A 23,441-nucleotide genomic window follows, 5' to 3' on the forward strand; every position below is an offset into this window, starting at 1 on the left:
CGCGCCGAGGATCTGCTGCCCGTGCACCCGGTGCCCGTCGTGGCCGTTCTCGACCGTGGTCCACCGGTCGGCGATCGCTGGTACGGGCTCGGCGTGCGATGCCGTTGAGTCCGCGGGCAGCGCGTGATCGGGCCGCAGCTTCGTGCCTTCCACGTCGATGTCGGGCAGGAGCCGATCGAGCCACTTCGGCATCCACCACGACCACTTGCCCATGATCACCAGCAGTGCCGGGACCAGCACCATGCGCACCAGCAGAGCGTCGATGGCGACACCGGCAGCCAGCGCGAACCCCATGGATTTGGCGGTGACATCGGACTCGAGCAGGAAGGAACCGAACACCGAGATCATGATGATCGCCGCAGAGGTGACCACCCGGGCGCCGTGGTGGTAACCGGAGATCATGGCGTCCTTCGGCGACTTGCCGCCCACGTATTCTTCGCGGATGCGGGTCACCAGGAACACCTGGTAGTCCATGGCGAGGCCGAACACCAACCCGATCAACATGATCGGCAGGAAACTGACGATCGGCTGCGGATCGGCGATCAGGTCGAAGGCGCCCTCCTGGAAGACCAGCACGGTGGCGCCGAAGGTCGCCGCCATGGACAGCAGGAAACCGAGCGCCGCGGTGAACGGGACCAGGATGGACCGGAACACCAGGATCAGCAGAACGAAGGCCGCGGCGGCCACGATCGCCAGGTAGGGGACGATCTTGCCGAGCAGGACGTGGTCCATGTCGGCGTAGATGGCGGTGGTGCCGGTGATGCCGTACTCGATGCCGAAGCGCTGGGTCAGCTCGTCTTCGGCGGCCCGGGCCTCGCGCACCAGATCCTTGGTGCCCTGGTCGTTCGGCCCGGATCGCGGCACGCCGTTGAGCATCGCACCGAGCCCGTTCTCGCTGAACTTCGGTGTGCTGAGGTAGTCCATCTGCGGGAACGCGGCGAGTCGCTCGCGCAGCGCGTCGACCGCGCTCACCCGTTCGCCTTGCGGCACGTTCTCGAGGTCGGCGACCACGGTCAGGATGCCGTTGCTGCCTTCGCCGAAGCCCTCGGTGCGAATGTCGTAGGCCTGCCGGACCGTGGATTCGGTCGGGAAGCTGTCCTCGCCCGGCAGACCGAGTTGCAGGTCGAGCGCGGGCAATGCCAGCGCGGCCAATGCGGCCACCGAAAGGACCAGCGCGGCCCAGGGCGCCCTGCCGATCAGCCGAGCCACCCGCATGCCGAAGGTGACGGAGGTGTCGTCTTCCGGATCGTGCCGAGCCACCAGCGGAATCTTCGGCTTGAACAGGATCCGGCCGAACGCGCCGAGCAGGGCGGGCATCAGGGTGATGGCGGTGAGCACGGCGAAGAACGCGGCGATCGCGCCACCGAGCCCCATGAAGGTCAGGAAATTGACGCCGACGATGCTCAGCGCGCCCAACGCGATGATCACGGTGAGACCGGCGAACACCACGGCGGAACCGGCAGTGCCGACCGAGATCCCCGTGGCCTCTTCGGGACTCGCGGCCACCCGCAGTTCGTGCTTGTACCGGGAGACGATGAACAGCGCGTAGTCGATCGACAACGCGATGCCGATCATGGACGCCAGAAATGTGGTGAAGCTGGGCACTTCGATGATCGCGGTGCCGAGCATGATCACCGACAGCGCGGCGCCGAGGCCGACGATGGCGGTGATGATCGGGACGACGGCGGCCACGATCGCGCCGAAGGCGATCACCATCACGACCAGTGCCACGCCCATGCCGATCATCTCGGCCTGCCCGCCGGGCTGCTGCTGCTCCTGCGCGATCGCGCCGCCGAGTTCGACGGTCAGCCCGCTCGCTCGGGCGGGGTCGGCCACCCGGTAGGCGGCGTCCCGTTCCGCAGCGGTGACGTCGATGGCCGAGGCGATGTCGAACGGCACGGTGAGCACGGCGACGGTGGCCGGGGCGTGCGCATTCAGTACGTTGAGCGGGGCGCTGGAGCATTGTGCCGGGTCGGGCGTGGTCAGGCATCGCATCGCTTCGGCCGTATCGACCGGATTCCGCAGTGTCGCACCGTCTTCGCCGGTGACCAGTGGCCTGCCGTCGACCGTGAGCGTCCGCAGATCGGCGATCACCGCGTCGATGGCCGCGCGATTGGCCTTGTCGGTCAGCTTGGTTCCCGCGGGTGCCGCGAAGACGTAATCACCACTGACAGCGTCGATGCCGAACTGGGCGGACATGCCGGGAAACTGTTTGTCCAGGATCTCGGTGGCACGTTCGGACGGCAGCGACGGCATGCTGAACTCGTCGCTCATCGAGGTGCTCAACAGGGCGCCGGCCGTACCGAGAACTCCGAAGAGCACGAGCCAGACCGGTAGCACGATCCACTTCCGGCGGAATGCGAATCTTCCCCACCGATACAGGTATACGGACACGCGGGTTCTCCTAGAGGTCACCGAATTGTGCCGAGCCAAGAACTCGTAGAAGGCCCGCTCCGCAGTCGAACCGCCACCACCCGGCGCCCTCTACCTACCGTCTGGCCGACAGACTACCGAGCCGTAAACGGAGGAGCCACCTCGACCTTCGCGAGTGTGGAACCGAGCTGGTTCCTGTCACGCCGAGTGGCGCCGGTTGGTGCGGAGGAGGAGCCAGATCAGATACGGCGCTCCGATGCAGGCGGTGACGACCCCGGCGGGAACGCCGGTGGGAAGTACGGTGCGGCACAGCAGATCTGCGATGACGACGAGGCAGGCGCCGAAGACCATGGAGGCGGCCAGCGGAGGGCGGGAGGTGCCGGTCAGGCGGAGGGCGATCTGGGGGACGACGAAGGCGACGAAGTCGAGGGGACCGACCGCCGCGACGGCCGCGGCCGCGAGGAGCACCGCGGTCAGGAGGGTGAGGGCCTGGGTCCGCTGGAGCGCGACGCCGAGGCCGCGGGCGGTGTCGTCACCGAGTTGGATGGCGTTGAGGTGGCGGATGAGCAGTAGTGAGAACGGGAATGCCGCCGCGAGGACGACCGCGACGGGGACAGCGTGATCCCAGCCGCGTCCGTTGAGATTGCCGAGCAGCCACACCTGGGCGCTGGCGACATCGTCGATGCTGGCCCGGACCAGGATCCAGTGGGTGAGGGCGGTGCAGGTCGCGCCGACGGCGATGCCGATCAGCACGAGCCGTTGCGGGTCGAGGCCCCGCCGCCACGCGAGTATCCAGAGCAGGGCGGCAGCGGCGAGGCCGCCGGCGAACGCCGCGGGAGCGAGCCCGAGGCGCTGGAGTCCGCCGCCGATCAGTCCGGCACCGTAGCCGCCGCTCGTGGTCCCGGCGATCACCAGAACGGCGGCCAGCGCGGCGCCCCGGGTGACGCCGAGGATGTCGGGGCTGGCCAGTGGGTTGCGCGCGAAGGTCTGGGTCAGCGCACCGGAGAGTCCGAGGGCGGCGCCGACCAGGACGGCCACCGTGGTCTGGGGCAGCCGGAATTCCCTGATCAGGAGGGCATGGGCAGGATCGTCGCCGAGGACGAGAGCGCGCAGCGCCGCACCGAGGCCGATGCTGTAGTCGCCGGAGGCGAGGTCGACGGTGACGAGCAGGACGAGCAGCGCGACACCGGCGAGGGTGACGGCGAGCGCGCGCAGCGGGAGCAACCAGGACGCGCCGCCGACCCGCACCGTCGCCAGGTGTCCGGTGCTCATATCCGCACCAGCCGGGGGCGACGGACGATCAGCACGAAGATCGGACCGCCGAGCAGCGCCATCACGATGCTGACGTGGACCTCGGACGGCAGCGCGATGACCCGGCCGATCGTGTCGGCCAAAGCCAGGAGCAGTCCACCGAGGACGGCCGAGTACGCGGTCACCCAGCGGTAATCGACCCCGCACAGGTACCTGGCGACGTGCGGAACGGTGAGCCCGACGAACCCGATCGGCCCGCAGGCCGCGGTGGCGGTCCCGGTGAGAACCATGATCGCGCTGACACCGAGGATCTTCTGGCGCAGCGGGTGCTGCCCCAGCGACCGGGCGACGTCGTCGCCGAGCTGGAGCAGGTTGAGCCCGGGCGCGCCTGCGGCGGCCAGAATCACCCCGAGCAGGAGCAGGGGCAGGGACTGGTAGAAGATGTCGAGCCCCCGCCCCAGCACGGTGCCGGTACCCCAGACCCGGTAGGCGTGGATCGAGTCGGCGTCGCGCATCGCGATGGCCTGGGTGATCGCCATCAGCAGGGCGGAGGTCGCGGCACCGGCCAGGACGAGGGACAGCGGGTCCGGTCCGCCGCGGCGCGAGCCGATGGCCAGGACCGCGGCCGCCGCCGCACCCGCCCCGGCGAGCCCGAACCACAGGTAGCCGCCGATGGTGTCGATGCCGAGCAGCGCGATGCTGAGCACCACTGCCAGCGCGGCGCCCGCCTCGATGCCGAGCAGGCCGGGATCGGCCAGCGGATTGCGGGTCTGACCTTGCATCAGTGCCCCCGCGATGCCGAGCGCCGCCCCGACGGCGAGCGCCAGCACCGTCCGCGGGATGCGCAGGTTGTGGACGATGATCGCCGCCTCGCTGCCGTCGGGATGGACCAGCACGTCGAACACCGTCCCCGGCGGGATTCCGCCCGCTCCCACCGTCACGCTGAGTGCGGCGACGGCGGGCACCGCCGCGACCAGGATCGTCAGCCCGATCCAACGGCGTGTTCCGTGTGGAATCCTGGCGACCACCGAGGTCATGAGGCGTAGAACCGGGTCCAGCGCTCGCGCGGGACCGGCAGGCTGAACGGCAGACCGAGCTTGTCTCTCAGCGTTCCGGGCGCGTACTCGCGCTGGTGGACGCCGCGTGCCTGCAGGAGCGGAACCACCGTCTCCACGAATTCGGCCAGACTCGACAGGGTGGGGACATCGAGACAAACCCCGTCGTAGGCACCGTTCTCGAAGCCCGTCGCGATCCGGTCGGCGACCTGCTCGGGAGTGCCGACCACCATGTTCGGCGACCGCAGCGCGGGCGAGTCGGCGGGCGCGAGGTCGAGGAGTTCGCGCTGGAAGGCCAGGGCCTCGGCTTCGGTGCTCTTCACGAAGGGCACCAGGCTCGGGACGATCCTGATCGAGTCGGCCGGGCGCCCCGAGGCCACCGCTCGATCCGAGAGATCCCTGCGGTACGCGCGCCCTTCCTCGGGATCGGTGTAGGCGGCGTACACGAGATCGGCGTAGGCGCCGGCGATCTCGCGTCCGGCGGGGGAGGGACCGGCCTGGCAGATCACCGGAACCGTTTGCGGTGATCGCGGCACGCCGAGCGGTCCGGCGACCTGGACGTGCTCACCGGCGAAGTTGACGGCATGGATCTTCGCGGTGTCCACCGGCGTGTATCGCGACCGGTCGGCCGTGATCGCGTCCGGCTCCCACGAATGCCACAGTTGCAGACAGGCATCGATGAACTCCCGAGCCCGTCCATACCGGATCTCGCGGTCCTCGACCTCGGTCAAGCCGTGGTTGCGGGCTTCCTGCTCGGATGCCGAGGTGACCACATTCCAGCCGGCCCGGCCGCGGGAGAGATGGTCGAGCGTGGCGAGTTGCCGCGCCGCGGCGTAGGGCGTCCAGTAGCTGGTGCCGAGCGTGGCGATCAGGCCGATGTGCGTGGTGTGGGCGGCGATGGCCGTGAGCAGCTGCACCGGGTCGAGGTTGAAGAACAGCGCGGCATCGGGGGTGGGGAACTGCGCGCGATGATCGACGATGAACAAGGCGTCGAAACGGCCGTTCTCGGCGAGGCGGGCCTGCTCCAGGTAGAAGTCGAGATCGTTGACGCGGGTGACATCCATGCTGTGGTGGCGCCACGCCTCCCAGGGAAATCCCTGGGAGGCGAGCACGCAGTTCACCACCATCCGACGTGGCATCAGGCGGTGACCTTCCGGAGTTCCTGGAAGAGTTCGGTGCCGCGCTGCCGGTCCGCGATCGTGCCCTCGCCGAGGAGGACGGCCCGGATGTCGTTGAGAATCCAAGGGACATCGAAGGATCCGGAGCCGTACCAGGCCGCGAAGTCGACCTCGCCCACGCGGGCATCGCCGACCTCGAACAGCGGGTTGTCGAGTGGGTTCGGCGCACCGTATTGGACCGACCCGGTGAAGACGAAGATGACGGGCGCGGTCAGTTCGCTCAGCTTCTCCTCGCTCACGGTGGTGTAGCCGTAACTGGCGTCGCCCCGGTCCTGCCCGTGCGCGGCGGGGCGACGCAGGCCCACGTCGGTCAGGATCGACCCGGCGGTCCGGCCACTGCCGTAGGCGCAGAACGTGCCCGCCCCACACGCGGAGATCAGCGACACGATCTCGCCGGCCGATCCCGCCTGCTCGATGTCGGCTCCGGTGGTGGCGATCGCCTGGTCGAGATGCTCGATGATCGCCTCGGCCCGGTCCCGGTGTCCGGTCGCCTGACCGAGCAGCCCGAGGCCCTGGTCCCAGGGTGTGGCGGCGTCGATGATCAGCACCGGCGCGATCTTCGACAGTTCGTCGATCAGCTCGTCACTGCTGGGGGTCTGCTCGCCGACGACGAGTGACGGCCGAGCCTGGAGGATCAGCTCGATCCGGCCTGGATCGACGAGTTCGACGCCCGCCTCGGCCAGCAATTGCTCACGGGCGACGAACGCGGCGTCACCCTTGTGCGCGGAGTTGCCCGAGTGGGTCGGGGTGACGCCGAGCGCGAGCAGTTCGGTCGCGGTCCGCGGATCGAGAGCCCAGACCTTCTCGTCGGTGACGGCGATGTCGACCTCGCCATAGGCACCGGCGAGGGTGACGCTCGGACTGTCGCCCGAGGCACCCGTGCCGCCGGAGCCACACGAGCTGAGCAGGAGCGCGACCGCGGCGAGGACGATCAGCAGCGGGGTGCGACGGGGAATGGTGCTCATCGGGTGTTCTCCTGTGGATCGGTATCGGGGACGTGGCCGATGCGCCAGTGCCGTGCCCGCTCGTACTGCTCGCTGATGCGCGCGAACGAACCGCCGGTGCGCAGCAGCTGCTCGGGTGTCCCGGCCTCGACCACCTGCCCGTCGTCCAGCGCGACCACCTGATCCGCCGTGGCCAAGGTGGCCGGACGGTGGGCGATGACGATGACGGTGCGATCGGGGTCGTCGCCGAGATTGGCGATGGCCTGCGTGATCGCGGCCTCGTTCTCGGGATCGAGTGCGGAGCTGGCCTCGTCGACCAGCACGATGCCCGCGCGCTTGAGGATCGCCCTGGCGATCGCGACCCGCTGCCGTTCGCCGCCCGAGAGCTGAGCGCCCGCCTCGCCGACGCGGGTGTGCCAGCCCGCGGGCAGCCGCTCGATCACCTCGTCGAGCCGTGCCGCGCCCGCCGCTTCCTCGAGCTCGGCCCAGGTCGCGTCCGGCCGGGCGAGGCGCAGGTTCGCCTCGATGGTGTCGTCGAACAGGTAGACGTCCTGGAAGACGATGGCGATCTCGTCGAGCAGGGTGTTCGGGTCCAGCTCGCGAACGTCGACGCCGCCCACGCGCACGTGTCCCGAGTCCACGTCGAAGAACCGGGCGATGAGCCGGGTCACGGTCGTCTTCCCGGAGCCCGACGGGCCGACCAGCGCGGTCGTGGTGCCGGGTCGGCAGTGCAGCGAGACGTCCCGGAGCGCGGGAGTGTCGCCGCCCGGATAGGTGAAGGTGACGTGGGACAGCTCGACGTGGGCGTTCTCGATCCCGCGTGCCGGTTCGGCCGGAACGGGGAGCGCGGCAGCGGCGAGCAGCCCTTCGATGCGCCCGATCTTGTTCGTCATCGCGCGCAGGGCACCGATGAGGTCGATGAGATTGCCCAGCGGCTGCAGGAACCGGGCGGCCAGCACGAGCAACGCGATCGTCGCGGCGACCTCGATCCGCGCGCTGAGCATCAACCAGGCGATCAGCGCGAGCGCCGCGACGAACCCGCCCGCGACCACACCGGTGTAGACGAAGAACGGGCTGCGGGCGCGGCGCATGCCCTCCCGATAGGTCTCGCGATGATCCGCCAGCGCGGCGCGCATCCGGGGCGTGCCGTCGGCATGTCCCGCCGCACGCAGGACCGGCTGGGCTTGCCCGAGCTCGATCGCCCGGCCCGCGACCTCGGCCGCCGCCCGTTCCAGCTCGATCTCCGCTTCGCCCGAGACCCGTGCGGCGCGCCGCAAGGCCAAGGAGGCGAGCAGCGCGATCAGGCACAGCAGCAGCGCGACCCGCCAGTCGACGAGGAACGTCACGACGACGACCGTCGTGGGCAGCAGCGTCGAGGTGATCATCGGCCCGCCGATCGTCACGGCCAGCTGCGCGGCATCGCCCACATCGGCGGTCACGCCGCGGGCCAGCCGTGCCTTGTGCTCGGCGGTGAACCAGCCCAGCGGCAGCGTGCTCACATGGCGCATCAACCGCTTCCGCAGCTGCGCCGCGAGCGAACCGGCCGCCGCGTACCCCACCGGGTCGGCGATGATGCTCAGCACTCCGTAGATGAGCGCACCGATTCCGCCGAGCACGAGCCACGGGGTCGCGGCGGCGACATCGGGCTCGGGCCGGACGACCGCGTCCAGGATCGGGACGAGCAGCGCCAGGAGCAGTCCCTGCAGGACGGCCTGCGCCGCGGTGAGCAGCCACAGCCGGGACAGCAGTCGCGGGTCGGGCCACAGCCGGTAGAGACGGCGGATCATGCGAGCACCCCTTCCTGAGCGGCCCACATGCGGGCATAGAGCCCGTCGCGGCCGAGCAGTTCCTCGTGGCGCCCCCGCTCGACCAGCCTGCCGCGGTCGAGGACGAGGATCTGGTCGGCATCGGCGATCGTGTGCAGGCGGTGGGCGATCACGATCACCGTCTTGCCGACGGCCAGCGTCGCCAGCGCGTCCTGAACCGCGGCTTCGCTGTCGGGATCCAGCGCGGCGGTCGCCTCGTCCAGGACGACGATCGGCGCGCCGGACAGGATCGCCCTGGCGATCGTCAACCGTTGCCGCTCACCGCCGGACAGTCCGCCGCCGCCCGCATCGAGGGCAGCGTCGTATCCGCCGGGCAGCCGCTCGATCACGTCGTGGATGTGCGCCGCGACCGCCGCCCGGCGGACCTCCTCGTCGGTGGCGCTCGGCCTGCCGATGCGGATGTTCTCCGCCACGCTGTCGCGGAGCAGGGCGACATCCTGGAACACCAGCGACATCGACGCCAGCAGATCGGCCGACCGGATGGCGCGGATGTCGACGCCGCCGATCCTGATCGTGCCGCCGGTGACGTCGTAGAAGCGGGGCAGCAGGCTGGTGAGCGTCGTCTTCCCGGCACCCGATGGCCCGACGATCGCGGTCACCTGGCCGGGCGGGCAGACCGCGCTGATGTCCTCGACGGCGTTCGCGACACCGTCGTAGGAGAACGAGACGTGGTCGAACTCCACCCCGTGGCCGACCGGTGTCAGCGGACGCGTCGGCTCGGGCAGCGGCGCGCGGGCCAGCAGCTGTTCGATGTGCGCCGCGCCCATCCGCCCCTTGCGCACCCCCTGCGCGGCGGTGACGGCCGGGATGATCGAGGCGGGCAGGCCGACCGAGACGACGAGGAAGGCCACCAGATCGGCCACGGTGAGCGAGCCGTGGGCGATGAAGGCCAGACCGGCGGCGGTCACAGCGGTGAGGACGGCCATCTCCGAGCCGAGCAGCCGGGTCGCCGCGGAGCTGTAGCGCACCTCGGCGACCCAGGCGGCGAACGCGTCGGCGTACTCGTCGACGGCCTCGTCGAAGCGGTTCAGGACGCGACCGCCGGTGCCGAACGCCTTGACCACCTGGATGCCGTCGGCGTATTCGACACTGGCGGCGCTGATCCGCCCTTCGGCGGCGATCAGCCGGTTCATGTGCGCGGTCATGGACCGCATCGAGACGCGGTAGGACAGCCCCATCAGACCGACGACACCCAGCGCGACCAACGCCATGGGAACATCGATGAAGAACAGATAGCCCGCCCCGACGACGATCACCGTGACCGCGCCCACCAGCTGACCGAGGGCATGCGCGATGACCTCGTGCATCTCCTCCAGGTCCCCGGTCATGGACCGCTTCACCCGCCCCGATCCCGAGGCCCGGAACCACCCCAGCGGCAGCGCACCGAGGTGGCGCACGATCCGCACGCGCAGATCGTGCAGGATCTTCGCGTCCGCGTAGTGCCCCAGCCGCGAGGACTGCACGAGCAGGAACAGCCAGACAGCGGCTCCCGCGGCACCGATCCCGACCCACGTCCACACCGCGGTGGCCGCCGCGCCGGACCGCTCGAGCATGATCCGCGCTATCTCGGCCGCGGCGATGTAGGGCACGATCCCCGCCGCGGCCGAGAGCGCCGACAGGATCCCGCAGACGATCAGATACGGCCTGATCGGGGCGAACAGCCGCGCCAGCGCCCCGGGGTCGGCGAGTCCGGCCGACGGTTCGGCCGCCGGCGCGGCGACCGCGTGTCTGTCTGTCGTGCTCAAGTTCGGGACCTCCTGGGAGTTGCTCGTCGGCAAACTAAGGCATGCCTAACCTCGATCTCATCTTGAGTCTTCAAGGCAACTTGATGTCAAATGGAGGCATGAACGAGCCGGACGGTGTCCTGATCGGCCAGGCGGCGGCCCTCTTCGGCCTGGCCCCGTCGACACTGCGATGGTGGGAATCCCAACGGGTGCTCCCCGAGCCGCCGCGCGTCAACGGCCGCCGCGTCTACACCGAACCCGAACTCCGCCGGATCGGGCTGGCCTATCTCTGCTGCGTCACCGGAGCGATGCCCCTCGACCAGGCCTCCGTCGTCACCGCCGGTACCAGCCGCAATCAGCACTGGCGGGCCACCGTGCAGGACCACGCCGAGCTGATCGAGAAGCGCATCGCGGAACTGCGGAGCGCCCAGGCCTACCTGCGGCACCTGCTCCTGTGCCCCGACGACGACATCGTCAACGAATGCCCTGACCTCGACGACGAGTTGAGGAACCACACACCCCTCGGACCCGCCGCCACCGAGAGCCTCGTCGCCGCCGCCCAGCGCACACCGACCCGCGGTCGACGTGATGAAACAATCACCCCGCGTGACGAAAATGCCGCTCCGCAACCTCGCTGCGCCGTCTGTGCATCGCCCTTCACCCGGTCACCGCGCGGCCGCCGCCGCACCTACTGTTCGCGCGCATGCCAGCAACGGCACTACCGACAGAACGCGAACCGGGGATAGCCGATCGCTGTTCATCCGGCCGAACCTGTTGGCAGCTGGACCATCACGGCGCGCTGACAGTCTTCGTTAGGGTGTAACCCATGGCCGAATCACTCCCTGACGACGACCTGCGGGTCGGCAACCCGGAGCGTGAACGCGCCATCGCGTTGCTCAATGACGCGTTCGCGGCGGGGTATCTGGAAATCGCCGAGTTCGAGGAGCGGTCGGCGGTGGCGTACAGCGCGCGGACGCGCGGTGAGCTGCGCGCCGTGCTGGCGCAGCTTCCCGTTGCCGGGCAGTTGTTTCCCGATGCGGTGCCGCGCTCGACCGCGCTGGTGCCTGTTCCGCACGGCGCGCAGCCGATCGAGATCGCGGCCGACTGGACCACGGTGCGGCGCAAGGGCGTCTGGCAGGTGCCCGCGCGGCTGCTGGTCACCGGGTCGTGGGGGACGATCGATCTGAACTTCGTCAATGCCGAGTTCCTCGGCCCGAGTGTCGATATCGAATTGCAGGTGTCGGTGTCGACGGTCAAGTTGATGCTCGGCGCCGATCACGAGATCGACGTCAGCGGTGTCGACGCCATGGGCTGGTCGAGTGTGAAGGACAAGGCGGGTCCGCCGAAACGTCCTGGTGGGCAGTCGATCCGGCTGGCCGGTGCGATCTCCGGGATGAGCGGAGTCGTCATCCGGCGACGTTGACGCTCAGCGCGGCGCCAACTCCCGTTCGAGACGATCGCGCCCGGCCCGCAGGGATTCCACGGCGGCGCGCGGGTCGCGCAGGCGCGCCGAGGCGGCCGAGAGGGTGAGGCCCGCGATGAGCGTGCCGGTGCGGTCGCGGATGGGCAGGGCCAGGCAGCCGTTGCCGGGACGCAGTTCGTCGAGTTGCAGGGCGTAGCCGCGCCGATGGGCCTCGGTGTTCCGGTCGGTCTCGGCCAGGGCGAGGCGTCCGATGGCGCTGGCGGCGAGATCGGTGACGACGAGATTCGGGTGTTCGATCGGATAGTCGGGATCGGCGTCGAGGATGCGGACCCGGGGACGCGCGGTGTCGGTGCGGTGATAGCCGGTCAGGTGGATGCCACCGCGGGTGCGGTCGCGCAGCTGGGTGAGGATCGTCAGCGCGCCGTCGGGGAGGGTGGTCGGCGCGGCCAGCCCGGCCAGTCGGGTCACCTTGCTGCCCAGCGCGAATCCGCTCAGATCGGGCGTGCGGACCAGATACTCCTGTTGGACGAGCAGATTCAGCAGCCGGTAGGTCGTCGCCTTCGGCATGCCGAGGTTGCGGCTGATCTCGCGCGCGGTGACGCCGGGCCCGCACGCGGCCACCTCCTCGAGCAGCACGAGTGCGCTGAGCACAGCTTTGGGCTGTCGCCCGGCGAACTGGTCGGACACCTCACGGCCGCCGGGTGGGCTCGACCGGTACTCCGCCGAGTACCTCGTCGTGAATCGGAATGTCATGGGTGCCGATGGATGTCGGGTCCATGCGCAGCCGGGCGCGGACGAACCAGGCCAGGCTCAGCGCGAGACAGCCGAGCAGCAGCCACACGCCCCAGGCACGCGGGCTCCGCGCCTCGGTGACCAGGAAGACGAGCAGGCAGCCGCCCAGCAGCAGCGCGGTGCCGACGGCGGTGAGCGCGGGACGCAGGGTCAGCTCGCCGATCCGGCGCAGGAACGCCACCGCGGACACGCAGACCAGGGCATAGGCCAGCACGTACCCGCCCGCCGACACCGCGAGCAGGATGCCGAAGGTCTGCGTGGAGGTGACCCCGGCGAGCAGCAGCACGACGGGCACCGCGGTGATCACCGGCATGGTCGCGTAGAGGGCGATGTGCGGCGTCTTGAACCGCGGGTGGGTGCGGCCGACCGCCGCGGGCAGCACCCCGTCGATGCCGAGGGCGAGCAGCACCCGCACCAGCGCGGTGGTGGAGGCCAGGGCGCAGGCGACGAACGAGGCCGCGACGCCGAGGTCGAGCAGCGGGGTGATCCAGGCGACGCCGTAGAAGTTCGCCAGGGTCGAGACCGGCGCGGGCGCACCGTCGAGCGCCACGTTCGCGGCCTCGAAGCCGGTGGTCTGCACCGCGGTCGCGGCGACCACGAGCACCCCGGCCGCGATCGGTGACCAGGTCAGGACCCGGGGCACGGTGGCGAAGGGCTTGCGGGTCTCCACCGAGAGCGAGGCGGCGCTCTCGAAGCCGACGAAGGCGGTCATGGCGATGACGACACCCGCCACGAGTTGGCCCGCGCTCACCTGCCGCGGCACGAGCGCGGCCACGGAGACCCCACCCTGGCGCAGGAACAGCGCGACGATCAGCACCACGAGCAGCGCCACCGCCACCGACTCGATCAGCAGACTGACCCGGGCCGAGAGCCGCACCCCACGCACCATCACCACGGCGCACCCCGCCGCGCACACGAGCACGCACACCAGCGACACGACCGTCGGGTCGGGCGCGAACCCGAAGTACGACAGCAGATTCGACACCTGCGCACCCACGCAGACCAGGGCGTACATGGCGATGAACCCGTAGCCCAGGACCAGCGCCGACCCGCTCACGAACCCGGCGGTGGCGCCGAGGCCCTTGGCGGTGAAGGTGTAGAGCGAACCCGCGGTCGCCATGCGCTGGGTGAACTGGTTGATGGTCGCCGCCGTGAGCAGGATGAGCACGACACCGAGCACCGCCGCAAGCAGGCCGTCGCCGCCGCTGCGCACGGCCAGGATCGCCGGAATGGTCGCGGCCGCCGCGCACGGCGCCATGGCCGACACCGATTGCGCGAGCACATCGCCGAACCCGAGGCTGCGCCGCTCCAGCCCGGACATGGGGGAGGTCGGCCCGACACCCGCGACGGGTTCGGGATGGGCGATGGCGCGGTCGAGCGCGCTGGGCGGCGGATTCATGTGCCCGGAAATCTAGGAAGCGCATGTTTCGACGGTGTTGCTGTCGCGTCATCGATCGGTGATCGGCAAACGGGACCGCCGCGCGGCGCGGGGTCTCATTCGGGCCGCCGATGAGCTTTACCGCTGGGTGACGTCGCGGAAAACCCCGCCGCCAACAGTGTGGGAATGACTCCCACATCCACATCCACGGCCGCGCCACCGGCCGAAGCCCTGGGCGGTGCGCTCGGGCCGGGTGCCATCGTCTTCATGGTGGTGGCCGCCGCCGCGCCGCTCACGGTGATCGGTGGCGCCGCGCCCATCGCCATGCTCATCGGCAACGGCGCGGGGTATCCGGCCATGTTCGTGGTCTCGGCCCTCGTGCTGCTGTTGTTCGCGGTCGGGCTCAGCACGATGAGCCGGTATGTACCCAAGGCGGGCGCGTTCTTCACCTATGTCGGCTACGGGCTGGGCCGGCCCGCCGGGCTGGGTGCGGCGTATCTCGCGCTGCTGACCTACACCATGGTGCAGGCCGCGGTGTACGGCTTCCTGAGTTCGGCGCTGGCCAAGTCGGTCGCTCAGCTCGGTGGGCCGGAGCTGCCCTGGTACCTGTACGCGGTGGCGATGGTCGCCGTGGTCGGCGTCCTCGGTTACCGGCACATCGAACTCAGCTCGAAAGTGCTGGGGCTGTTGCTGATCGGTGAGGTCGGGATCGTCCTCGTGCTCGGCGCGGTGGTGCTCGCGCGTGGGGGAGCGGCGGGCCTGTCGCTCGAACCGTTCACCGCGCACGCGGCGCTGTCCGGCTCGCCCGGCATCGGCCTGATGCTGGCGCTGGCCGGCTTCATCGGCTTCGAGGCGACCGCCGTCTTCCGCGACGAGGCGCGGGATCCGGCCCGCACCATCCCGCGCGCGACCTACGCGGCGGTGCTGGTCATCGGCGTGTTCTACACCTTCGGCACCTGGGCGCTGGTCATGGCGTGGGGCCCCGATCAGGTGGTGGCCGCGGCTGCGGAGGATCCGGCCGGGATGATCGTGCGCACGGCCTCGGCCTACCTCGGTTCGGTCGGCGCGGTGGCCGTCGAGGTGCTGCTGCTCACCAGCCTGTTCGCCTGCGTGCTGTCGTTCCACAATGTCGTCACCCGCTACCAGCATTCGATGGCCGCCACCGGTGTGCTGCCCCGTCCGCTGGCCGGGGTGCACGCCGAGCACCGGTCGCCGCATCTGTCCTCGCTGGTGCAGTCCGCCACCGCCGCGACGTTGATGATCGCGTTCGCCCTGTTCGGCCTCGACCCCGAACTCGAGGTGTTCACCTGGTTCTCCGGTGTCGCCACGTTGGGCGTCGCGGTGTTGATGGCCGCCACCTGCCTGGCCGTGATCGTGTATTTCGCTCGGACACAGGCGGATACGCGGGTCTGGCACACGCGGATCGCGCCGGTGCTCGGGATGATCGGGCTCGTCGTGGCCGCGGGCATCATCATCGCCAACTTCCCCCTGCTCATCGGTGGCTCGACCACGCTGGCCACCATCCTGCTGTGCATCGCCGCGGCCTTCCCGGCCGCCGGATTCGTCCAGGCCGCCGTCCTGCGCCGCCGGCACCACGACACCCTCGCTTCCTGATCCCCCGACCCTGGAGAGACCATGTCCACGATCGAATTCGATTCCCCCGCCACCGATGTCGACGTGCTGGCGGATCTGTCCGCCGCCGAGATCACCGCGATCCGCGAGATCGTCGCCGACCTGCTCACCGGCACCACCCGCTTCGTCTACGTCGGGCTGGACGAACCCGACAAGGCCGAGGTACTCGCCCACCAGGCGGGCACCGGTCCGGCGCCCGAACGCTTGGCCCGAGTCCTGTTGCTGGACATGGCATCCGGTGTGTCACGCGATGTCCTGGTCTCACTCACCCACGGCGCGGTGCGCACGAGTTCGGTGATCGACACCGCCCGCGGTCAGGTGCCGATCCTGGTTGAGGAGTTCGAAGAGGTCGGCACCGTGCTGGCCGGGAACGAGCGGTGGTGCGCCGCGCTGCGCACCCGCGGGGTCGACCCGGAGTCGGTGGTGTGCGTGCCGCTGTCGGCCGGGTCCTACGAGCACCTGAACGAGCAGGGCCGCCGCGTCATTCGGGTGTTCGCGTTCCGGCAGGACCACCCGCAGGATCACCCGTGGGCGCATCCGGTCGACGGGCTGTGCGCCTATGTCGACATCGTCGCGCGCGAGCTCATCGAACTCGTCGACTACCGGATCTTCGACGTGCCCGAGGAGCCGGGAAACTTCCAGGACCCCGCCCAGGCGGGCCCGCCGCTGGAAGGCTTGCGTCCCATCGAGATCACCCAGCCGCAAGGGCCGAGTTTCACCGTCGACGGTGACCAGATCACCTGGGCCAACTGGAAACTGCGCATCGGCTTCGACGCTCGCGAGGGACTGATCCTGCGGCAGTTGGCCTTCCGTGACGGCGGGGAGTACCGCCCGATCGTCTACCGTGCCTCCATCGCCGAAATGGTGGTCCCCTACGGCGATCCGTCGCCGAACCGGTTCTGGCAGAACTACTTCGACACCGGCGAATACCTGTTCGGCCGCTTCGCCAATTCGCTGCGCCTCGGCTGTGACTGCCTCGGCGAGATCCACTACTTCGACGCCACCCTCACCGATGAGCTCGGCATGCCGCGCACCATCGAGAACGCCATCTGCCTGCACGAGGAGGACTACGGCACCCTCTGGAAGCACACCGACATGTTCACCGGGGTCAGCGAGGTGCGCCGTCAGCGGCGCCTGGTGATCAGCTTCTTCACCACTGTCGGCAACTACGACTACGGCTTCTACTGGTACCTCTACCTCGACGGCACCATCGAATGCGAGTCCAAGCTGACCGGTGTCGCCTTCAGCGCCGCCTACCCGCCGGAGGGGTCGCCGTATCAGAGCGAGGTCGCGCCCGGCCTCGGCCTGCCCTATCACCAGCACCTGTTCAGCGCCCGGTTGGACATGATGGTCGACGGCCTGGCCAATGCCGTGGACGAGGTCGAGGTCCAGCGCGTTCCGGTCGGCGAGGGCAATCCGCACGGCAACGCGTTCACCGCCAAATCCACCCGGATCTCGCGCGAATCCGAGGCCGCGCGCGATGCCGACGCCGCAGTGGGCCGGGTGTGGCACATCGTCAGCACCGAGAAGACCAATCGCATGGGCGCGCCCACCGCGTACGTGCTGTATCCGGACCAGACGCCGACGCTGCTCGCCGACCCGAGCTCGTCGATCGCCGCCAGGGCCGCCTTCACCACCAAGCAGCTGTGGGTGACCGGATACTCGCCGCAGGAGCGGTATCCCGCGGGTGACCTGGTGAACCAGAATCCCGGCGGCGACGGGCTGCCCGCGTACATGGCGGCGGATCGTTCGGTCGACGGCACCGACATCGTCGTCTGGCACACCTTCGGCCTCACCCATTTCCCGCGGCTCGAGGACTGGCCCGTCATGCCGACCGACTACTGCGGTTTCACCCTCAAGCCCTACGGGTTCTTCGACGCCAATCCGGTGATGAACGTGCCCGCCACGGTGAGCGCGCACTGTGGTCCGAGCGAATCCTCCTGCCATGGCGGCTGATTCGGTCGTGCGGCCGTGGACTCTGCTCCTCGGCCGCACGACGGCGGTGCTCACCATCGGGTCGGCGGCACTGCATCTGGTCGGTGCGCCTGCCCACGGTGTGGCGGTCGGCGTCGTGCTCGTGGCCATGGCCGCGGCCTGCTTCCGGTGCGTTCCCGCGCTGTGGCGGCGGCCGGTGCCGGGGACGTTCGGGCTGGTGGCCTGCATGACCCTGGCCATGCTCGCGGTCCACGCCACGATGGTCGGCGGCGGGGCACACGGGCACGCCGGGCACGGCGACCCGGTCGGCCTCGCGGCACTCGACCCGTTGACCGCGATCACCCTCGTCGTCGCGGCGTCGGAGGCGTTGGTGGCGGTCGTCGCGGTGTTCCTCACGACCCGGTCGCCGGCGGGTTCGCTCGTCGCCGGGTGAGCGGAGACCTCCGTCACATCGGTGCGCCGCGGGATGCGGTCGGCGCACGCGGGTGTTGCTCGCAGAGGATCGAACCGACTCGCGAACAGGACCTGATGTGACCGACGAGAACGCCCGCCGGGCAGCCGACGCGCTCGCGCGACCCTTCACCGTGCGCGGCTTGACCTCGCCCAACCGGATCGCCATGGCGCCGATGACCAGGCAGTTCTCGCCGAACGGCGTCCCGGGCCAGGACGTGGCGGACTACTACGGCCGACGCGCGGCCGGTGGTGTCGGGCTCATCATCACCGAGGGCACCTACGTCGACCACGCCTCGGCGGGCACCAGCGACCAGATCCCGCGGTTCTACGGTGACGACGCCTTCGCGGGCTGGTCGGGCGTGGTCGACACCGTCCACCGGGCGGGCGGCACGATCATTCCGCAGCTGTGGCACGTGGGCGTCACCCGTAGCGAAGGCGCCCCGCCGATCGCCGACGCGGAGCCGGTCGGGCCCTCCGGGATCTCGCTGAGCGGCAAACCCAAGGGCCGCGCCATGACCCAGCGGGATCTCGACGACGTCATCGCCGCGTTCGCCGATGCGGCCGCCGCGGCCGAGCGCCTCGGCTTCGACGGCATCGAACTGCACGGCGCCCACGGCTATCTCATCGACCAGTTCCTCTGGTCCGGCACCAACCGCCGCACCGACGCCTACGGCGGCGACATCCTCGCCCGCACCCGTTTCGCCGCCGAGATCGTGGCGGCCTGCCGCGCGGCGGTCTCGGACGCCTTCCCGATCGTCTTCCGCATGTCCCAGTGGAAGTCGGGCGCCTACGACGCCAAGCTCGCGCAGAACCCCCAGGAACTCGACACCATCCTGACCCCCCTGGCCGAGGCGGGCGTCGACGTCTTCCACGCCTCCACCCGCCGCTACTGGCTCCCCGAGTTCGACGACTCCGACCTGAACCTCGCCGGCTGGGTGAAGAAGATCAGCGGCACACCAACCATCACCGTCGGCTCCGTCGGCCTCGACGGCGACTTCTTCGGCGCCCTCGCCACCGGCGAGAACTCCGCCGTCACCGGCATCGACCAACTCCTCGACCGCATCGAACGCGACGAATTCGACCTCGTAGCCGTAGGCCGAGCCCTCATCGCCGACCCCGAATGGGCCACCAAAACCCTCACCACCCGCACCGAATCCATCACCCCCTTCGACGGAGCAATGCTGAAAACCCTCCATTGACTACGAAAAGGTAGTCGACTCACCGCCACAATCGACTCGGAGCCCAACCCTGGCCGACCTAGTCGTCGAGTTGTATGTATGGCGAGTCGACGAGGACTCCGCGCAGCGGCAAGCCCTGGGTTTTCGGGCTACCGGCCCCACGTGAGCCGTGGAACGCTACTGCTTCACGAGGTTCCCGGACGAGCGCCGGGCCGACCACACCGAGGCGAAGGATCACCGAACCCATGCGAATCGCAGGATTGACCGCTCTCGCGGCGGGCGCACTCGTTCTTCCGGCCGTTCTGGCTCCCGCGGCATCGGCGGAGGTGGAGGACATCACCATCTCCGCCTGGGGCAACAGTGAGATTCCCGTCGCGTGCGACTACGTGAACGCCAACTGCACCGTCATGGCCCGGATGTTCGGCTCCGACTACGCACTGCCGGCCACCCTGACGATCAACGGCCAAGAACTCACGTCGGCCGAGCGCCTGGACTACCCGGACCGGGAGCGCAGCGCGCTGCGCGGCATCTGGCGCCCGCCGGCCAAGGGCACCTACACGATCGTGGCCACGCAGGGCTCGTCCACCAAGACCCTCGTCGTCGAGATCACCGGAGACCCCCAGCTGGGCAGCGGCTCGGCGGGCCTGCTGCCCAGCGGTTCGAGCTAGGAGTCGCGGCGGCGCAGCGCCATCCAGCCCACTCCGATGGCGGCCGCCGCCCAGCACGCGGTGACCGCGAGACCTGTCCACGGACCGAGGACGCCGGCGGGGTCGGACACCAGGGCCTGGCGGCCCGCACGGTCCGGCAGGAACTCCGCGACGCTCCCACCCTGGGTGACATCGCCGAGCACGAACGACAGCATCAGCACGAGCGGGATCAGCACGCCCATGGTGGCCGCCGAACTGCGCAGCAGGGTGGCGACCCCGGCGGCCATCAACGCCATCAGCGTCAGGTACACCGCGCAACCGAGCACGGCGCGCCAGCCGACCGGATCGTCCAGTCCGATCGCGCCGTCACCGATGAGTGGCCGGCCGGCGAGCAAGCAGATCGCGCCGGTGACGAGTCCGACTCCGAAGGTCAGCGCACCGATCACGCTCAGATTGGCCGAGTACAGCAGGCCCCGCCGGGGAACGGCCGTCAGCCATACCCGCATGCCGTTGTCGCGGTACGGTCCCGCGGCGCAGGCCGCACCGAAGGCGATGGCGATGACCTGCCCGAAATTGATGCCGAAGAACGACAGCAGCACCGGATCGAAATCCGCCGTGCCCTTCGCTTCGTGCGCGAGCGTGGCGCTGCCGAGCAGGGAGAGTCCGGCCGTCACCGCGAACAACAGCACCAGAATGCCGCTCAGCGATGGCAGTGATCGAGCCTTGATCCATTCCGAGTGAAGTACCGGGGTGAACGTCATCGTCCTGCCTTCTCGAGTGCGGGGGTGGTGGCCGTGTATTCACTGTCGGCCGAGGTCAATTCGAGGTATGCCTGTTCCAGCGAGGCCTGCTCGTCGGCGAGTTCGAGGACCGGGACGCCCGCGCCCGCGAGCAGCGGACCGATCCGGTCGAGGCGCTGGCCGTGGATGAACCAGTGCCCGGCGTCCTGGACCGCCTCGATTCCGGCACCGGCCAACACCTCGCGTAACCGCGCGTCGTCGGTCGTCCGCACCCGGACCCGCGGCTGCACGTGATCGCCGATGAAGGTCTGCAGGTCGGTATCGGCGAGCACCCGGCCGCGCCCCAGCACGATCAGCTGGTCGGCGAACGCGGCGGTCTCGCCCATCAGATGACTGGAGACGAGCACGGTACGGCCCTCACTCGCCAAGCGGCGCAACGTTTCCCGGATCCAGATGATCCCCTCCGGATCGAGCCCATTGGACGGTTCGTCGAGCATGACCACCGGTGGATCACCCAGCAGCGCGGCCGCGATACCGAGGCGCTGGCGCATGCCGAGCGAATAGGTGCGGACTCGACGCCCTGCCACGGCCCCCAGCCCGACCTCCTCGAGAACCTCGGCGACCCGGCGGGCCGGAATACGGTTGCCGACAGCGAGCGCGAGCAGATGGTCCCGCGCGGTGCGGGCCGGATGCGCGGCCGCGGCATCGAGCAGGGCGCCGACCGTGCGCAGCGGCCAATCGATGTCGCGAAGCCGGCGACCGCCGATCGTCGCTGTCCCCGAACTCGGCCGATCCAGGCCGAGGATCAGCCGCATCGTGGTCGACTTGCCCGCGCCGTTGGGGCCGAGGAATCCGGTGACGCGCCCGGGGCGGACCGAGAAGTCGATCCCGTCGACAACCCTGGTGCGTCGGTAAACCTTGCTGAGTTCACGGACTTCGATACTGGTCATACTCACACCATCGCCTGGTCGCGCGGACAAAACGTCCCCACCGAGCGGGTATCACCTCCCCCGTGCGGGGGATTCGTCGGCCACCGAACGCTGGCACGATGGCATCGTGTTCACAACACCGTTGCGGCCACTGGCGCGGTCGGTGACCTACACCCGCGGACTGCATCTGGCCCTGCCGATGACCGCGGTGGCGTTGTGGTTGTTCATCGACAAGCAGAGCCCCTGGGTGCCGCTCCTGCTGGCCGTACCGATCGGGTTGATCCCGGGAATGCGGCTGGCCGAGGCGATCCAGGCGCAACTGTTCCTCACCCCACACGAACGCGGTGCCACCGATGCCACGATCGCCGTGGCGCCCGCCGCCGACTGGGCGGATCGCTGGCGGACCGTGCTGTGGCTCGAGATCCGATTGGTGTTGAGCACAGCGCTGTTCGGCATCGGCGTACCGTCGATCCTGCTGTGCTCGGATCTCGTGCGAGCGGCGCTGGGCGCCGGGCCCACCGGGGACACGCTGCTCCACCTCGACGGTCCGCGGTGGTGGTTCGCGCTTGCCGCGCCGCTACCGATTCTGGTGCTGCTCGCCCTGCTCGTCGGCCTCGGCGAGTTGGTCACCGCCTGTGCGCGGTGGTTGCTCGGACCCTCGGCCTCGACGCGGCTGCACGCGCTGGAAGAACGCACCGAGCGGCTGCTGGAGAACAACCGGATCGCCCGGGAACTGCACGACTCGATCGGTCACTCGCTCACCGCGATGGTGTTGCAGGCCGGCGCCGCCCGCACGACGGGTGAGCCGGAGTTCACCGGCACCGCGCTCGCCGCGATCGAAGACACCGGCCGCACCGCGTTGGAGGATCTCGAGCGCGTGCTCGCGGTGCTGCGTGAGCCGAGCACGCCCGTGATCCAGCGCCCGACGCTGACCGCGGCCTCCCGGCTGTTCGACTCGGCCCGTTCGGCGGGAGCCACCGTCGATGCCGACATCACCGGACCCATCGACCGGGTTTCCGGTCCGATTTCGCGCGAGGGCTACCGAATTCTGCAGGAAGCACTCACCAACGCTCTACGCCATGCGGGCCGGGTCGCCGTCCAGGTCAGGGTGCACGCGGACGCGCAATGGCTCGAGCTGGAGGTGTCGAATCCCGTCCCTGCCGCCGAATCGGCGGCCGATCGAGCCGGTCACGGCAGCGGGTTGCGCGGGATTCGGGAACGTGCCGAACTCCTCGGCGGCGATGCTCGCATGGGCCCGGAGGACGGGCAGTGGCGGACCTGGGTTCGGCTACCGACCCACAGCCTAGGGTGATCCGGTGACCATCTCGGTGCTGCTGGTGGACGACGAACCGTTGGCGCGGGCTGGGCTGCGCGCGATTCTCGATGCGCAAGAAGGAATCACGGTGGTCGGCGAGGCGGCCGACGGCGTGTCGGTGGTCGCCGAGGTCAAGCGACTACGCCCCGATGTGATCGCCATGGACGTGCGAATGCCGCTGCTGGACGGGATCGAAGCCACCCGGACGGTACTTCGGGTCATCCCGAACCCACCGAAGATCCTGATCATCACCACCTTCGAAAACGACGACTACGTCTACGAGGCCTTACGCGCCGGCGCCGACGGTTTCCTGCTCAAACGCGCCCGCCCCACCGAGATCGCGAACGCGGTACGCACCGTCGCACAAGGCGATTCAGTGCTCTACCCGTCCGCCATCCGGTCACTGGCGGCGGGCCGCGGAAACGACAGCGCCCGCGCGACACTGGAACGCGCCGACCTCACCCAACGAGAAGTGGCGGTCCTACGGCTGATGACAAAAGGCCTGTCGAACGCGGAGATCGCGGCCGACCTGTACGTAGGTTCGGAAACAGTGAAAACCCACGTCAGCTCGATCCTGGCAAAATTCGGCGCCCGAGACCGCACCCAGGCAGTCATCGTCGCCTACGAATCCGGATTCGCCTAGCGGATCCGCCGCACCACGGCTGGTG

General features: G+C 69.7%; 19 protein-coding genes and 1 pseudogene. 9 read left to right on the forward strand and 11 right to left on the reverse strand.

Going from position 1 to position 23,441, the window contains the following annotated elements:
- Positions 1-81: 81 nt before the first annotated feature.
- From ACFVVM_RS19445 to ACFVVM_RS19475, 7 genes and pseudogenes are all read right to left on the reverse strand, one after another.
- Positions 82-2,394 (reverse strand): annotated as a pseudogene (locus tag ACFVVM_RS19445) (MMPL family transporter); the annotation flags it as partial.
- A gap of 177 nt (positions 2,395-2,571) precedes the next feature.
- A complete protein-coding gene (locus ACFVVM_RS19450) occupies positions 2,572-3,645 on the reverse strand; it encodes a FecCD family ABC transporter permease (protein WP_387619917.1) in 1,074 nt (357 codons plus the stop codon).
- Positions 3,642-4,661 (reverse strand): FecCD family ABC transporter permease, encoded by a 1,020-nt coding sequence (locus ACFVVM_RS19455; protein ID WP_387619920.1) that lies wholly within the window; start codon positions 4,659-4,661, stop codon positions 3,642-3,644. Before ACFVVM_RS19455 ends, ACFVVM_RS19450 begins: the two co-directional genes overlap by 4 nt.
- Positions 4,658-5,818 (reverse strand): NtaA/DmoA family FMN-dependent monooxygenase, encoded by a 1,161-nt coding sequence (locus ACFVVM_RS19460; protein ID WP_387619923.1) that lies wholly within the window; start codon positions 5,816-5,818, stop codon positions 4,658-4,660. Before ACFVVM_RS19460 ends, ACFVVM_RS19455 begins: the two co-directional genes overlap by 4 nt.
- Positions 5,818-6,822: an ABC transporter substrate-binding protein gene (locus ACFVVM_RS19465; protein WP_387619926.1), complete on the reverse strand. Its 1,005-nt coding sequence runs from the start codon at positions 6,820-6,822 to the stop codon at positions 5,818-5,820. The genes ACFVVM_RS19460 and ACFVVM_RS19465 overlap by 1 nt, the downstream gene beginning before the upstream one ends.
- Positions 6,819-8,588, reverse strand: a complete 1,770-nt coding sequence (locus tag ACFVVM_RS19470) for an ABC transporter ATP-binding protein (protein WP_387619929.1) — start codon at positions 8,586-8,588, stop codon at positions 6,819-6,821. The genes ACFVVM_RS19465 and ACFVVM_RS19470 overlap by 4 nt, the downstream gene beginning before the upstream one ends.
- Positions 8,585-10,372 (reverse strand): ABC transporter ATP-binding protein, encoded by a 1,788-nt coding sequence (locus tag ACFVVM_RS19475; protein ID WP_387619931.1) that lies wholly within the window; start codon positions 10,370-10,372, stop codon positions 8,585-8,587. Before ACFVVM_RS19475 ends, ACFVVM_RS19470 begins: the two co-directional genes overlap by 4 nt.
- Positions 10,373-10,455: 83 nt before the next feature.
- Here ACFVVM_RS19475 and ACFVVM_RS19480 point away from each other — a divergent pair, with 83 nt between their 5' ends.
- A complete protein-coding gene (locus ACFVVM_RS19480; protein WP_387620888.1) occupies positions 10,456-11,097 on the forward strand; it encodes a MerR family DNA-binding transcriptional regulator in 642 nt (213 codons plus the stop codon).
- Between the two features lie 80 nt (positions 11,098-11,177).
- The gene (locus ACFVVM_RS19485) at positions 11,178-11,774 is read left to right on the forward strand and encodes a DUF1707 domain-containing protein (protein ID WP_387619934.1); all 597 of its coding nucleotides are present in this window, start codon (positions 11,178-11,180) and stop codon (positions 11,772-11,774) included.
- Positions 11,775-11,777: 3 nt separating this feature from the next.
- Here the strand turns inward: ACFVVM_RS19485 and ACFVVM_RS19490 are convergent, their stop codons facing one another.
- The gene (locus tag ACFVVM_RS19490) at positions 11,778-12,461 is read right to left on the reverse strand and encodes an IclR family transcriptional regulator (protein WP_387619937.1); all 684 of its coding nucleotides are present in this window, start codon (positions 12,459-12,461) and stop codon (positions 11,778-11,780) included.
- A gap of 1 nt (position 12,462) precedes the next feature.
- A complete protein-coding gene (locus ACFVVM_RS19495; RefSeq protein ID WP_387619940.1) occupies positions 12,463-13,965 on the reverse strand; it encodes an APC family permease in 1,503 nt (500 codons plus the stop codon).
- 165 nt (positions 13,966-14,130) lie between these two features.
- On the opposite strand from ACFVVM_RS19495, the gene ACFVVM_RS19500 reads away from it, so the two are divergent.
- From ACFVVM_RS19500 to ACFVVM_RS19520, 5 genes are all read left to right on the forward strand, one after another.
- Positions 14,131-15,558, forward strand: coding sequence for an APC family permease (locus ACFVVM_RS19500; RefSeq protein WP_387619942.1), 1,428 nt, complete (start codon positions 14,131-14,133; stop codon positions 15,556-15,558).
- Positions 15,559-15,579: 21 nt separating this feature from the next.
- Complete coding sequence (locus ACFVVM_RS19505) at positions 15,580-17,532, forward strand: primary-amine oxidase (protein WP_387619945.1); 1,953 nt, start codon at positions 15,580-15,582, stop codon at positions 17,530-17,532.
- Entirely contained in the window at positions 17,522-17,944 is a 423-nt protein-coding gene (locus ACFVVM_RS19510) for a hypothetical protein (protein WP_387619948.1), read from the forward strand. The genes ACFVVM_RS19505 and ACFVVM_RS19510 overlap by 11 nt, the downstream gene beginning before the upstream one ends.
- 97 nt (positions 17,945-18,041) lie before the next feature.
- A complete protein-coding gene (locus ACFVVM_RS19515) occupies positions 18,042-19,163 on the forward strand; it encodes an NADH:flavin oxidoreductase (protein ID WP_387619950.1) in 1,122 nt (373 codons plus the stop codon).
- A gap of 224 nt (positions 19,164-19,387) precedes the next feature.
- Positions 19,388-19,810 (forward strand): hypothetical protein, encoded by a 423-nt coding sequence (locus tag ACFVVM_RS19520; protein ID WP_387619953.1) that lies wholly within the window; start codon positions 19,388-19,390, stop codon positions 19,808-19,810.
- Here ACFVVM_RS19520 and ACFVVM_RS19525 read toward each other — a convergent pair.
- Together ACFVVM_RS19525 and ACFVVM_RS19530 are read right to left on the reverse strand one after the other, a co-directional pair.
- Entirely contained in the window at positions 19,807-20,550 is a 744-nt protein-coding gene (locus ACFVVM_RS19525; protein ID WP_387619956.1) for a hypothetical protein, read from the reverse strand. The two genes, ACFVVM_RS19520 and ACFVVM_RS19525, sit on opposite strands and share 4 nt — an antisense overlap.
- On the reverse strand, positions 20,547-21,479 hold the full coding sequence (locus tag ACFVVM_RS19530; RefSeq protein ID WP_387619959.1) for an ATP-binding cassette domain-containing protein: 933 nt from the start codon (positions 21,477-21,479) through the stop codon (positions 20,547-20,549). The genes ACFVVM_RS19525 and ACFVVM_RS19530 overlap by 4 nt, the downstream gene beginning before the upstream one ends.
- Before the next feature lie 106 nt (positions 21,480-21,585).
- On the opposite strand from ACFVVM_RS19530, the gene ACFVVM_RS19535 reads away from it, so the two are divergent.
- Entirely contained in the window at positions 21,586-22,770 is a 1,185-nt protein-coding gene (locus ACFVVM_RS19535) for a sensor histidine kinase (RefSeq protein ID WP_387619961.1), read from the forward strand.
- Positions 22,771-22,774: 4 nt separating this feature from the next.
- On the forward strand, positions 22,775-23,416 hold the full coding sequence (locus tag ACFVVM_RS19540) for a response regulator (RefSeq protein ID WP_387619964.1): 642 nt from the start codon (positions 22,775-22,777) through the stop codon (positions 23,414-23,416).
- Positions 23,417-23,441: the final 25 nt, after the last annotated feature.

Origin of the sequence: Nocardia sp. NPDC058176 (genome assembly GCF_042883805.1) — a bacterium.
Lineage (GTDB): Bacteria > Actinomycetota > Actinomycetes > Mycobacteriales > Mycobacteriaceae > Nocardia.